Annotated in this window: 1 protein-coding gene; it reads left to right on the top strand. The window is 69.9% G+C overall.

Annotated elements, in window-relative coordinates; genetic code table 11:
• On the top strand, positions 1-1,016 hold a 1,016-nt coding region (locus tag E1264_RS42790; protein WP_132183314.1), incomplete at its 5' end, for a TNT domain-containing protein.
• Positions 1,017-1,030 lie beyond the last annotated feature (14 nt).

Here is a 1,030-nt window from a genome sequence, read left to right as displayed (position 1 = left end):
CTCCACCTCGTCCGGCGGGACGGCCGGACGGCACCCGTCCCGCCGTGTCGCGCCCGCCCGTCCCGCCGGACGAGGTGGAGCGGGTGACCGAATACCTGCGGCAGGCCCCGATCGTCATGGCGGCCCGATCGAACGCCCCCGACAGGCTCGACTCCTCACGCGGCTCGGTCGTCCCGCTCACGTTCCACACCGACGGGACCTGGGTCTGGTCAGGGGCCGTGGCTTATTACCTGAGTGAGCATGGTGTCGCCCCAGAGGCCGACCTGGTCGCGCACATACGCGCCAACGGCTTCGAGGTGCCCACGGTTGACGACGACACCATGAACGCCGCGAACGCGGCTGTGACGGGTAGGGCGGTGCCTGAACGCCTCCTGACGGAAGCGTCGGAAGACGCGGAGGCGGAAGCGCCGGAAAGCGGCGACTGGGCGAACAACCTCCAGCACCGCCTCGACCAACTCCGCGTCGACCGTGCCGCATACCGCATTAGGGAAACCGCAGAAGGCGTCTGGTGCCTCCTCCCAGAAGGGGAACGCTGGACCGTCTTCCAGATGCGGGACGGCGAACGACGCAAGGAAGCCACGTTCGACGACACCGAACAGGCCGCCGCGCATCTGCTCGGAAGCCTTCTCCTCGACCCGCGCAACACCGTCCAGGAGAGCGGCCCGTTCGAGCCCCTCAGCGGCGAACCCCCGCTGTCCCTTTGGCGCGACCGTCACGTGATGGAACTGTCCGCAGGAACGGAAGTGGACCGCTATGGCGGCTCCGAGGGCAACGTGACGTATGCGGCGCGCACGCCGTACCCGCGCCGGTCGTTGCCGCGCGAATGGCAGGACCGTCCGTATCACGTGTACCGGCTCCAGCGGCCGGAGGAGGCGCTGACGGGGACGGCCGTGCCGTGGTTCGGCCAGCCGGGCGGCGGGACGGCGCACGTGTTCCGCCGTTCGATCGCCGAGCTGATGGCCGACGGCGTCCTCATCGAGATCGACGCGCGGGACGCGGACGCGGGACCGGGCTGATCGGCCTGGATGAT

The sequence above is a fragment of the Actinomadura sp. KC216 genome (assembly GCF_004348535.1).
Taxonomy (GTDB): domain Bacteria; phylum Actinomycetota; class Actinomycetes; order Streptosporangiales; family Streptosporangiaceae; genus Spirillospora.
The sequence above is the reverse complement of the archived record's forward strand: the minus strand, read 5'-3'. Positions and strand labels throughout refer to the sequence as shown.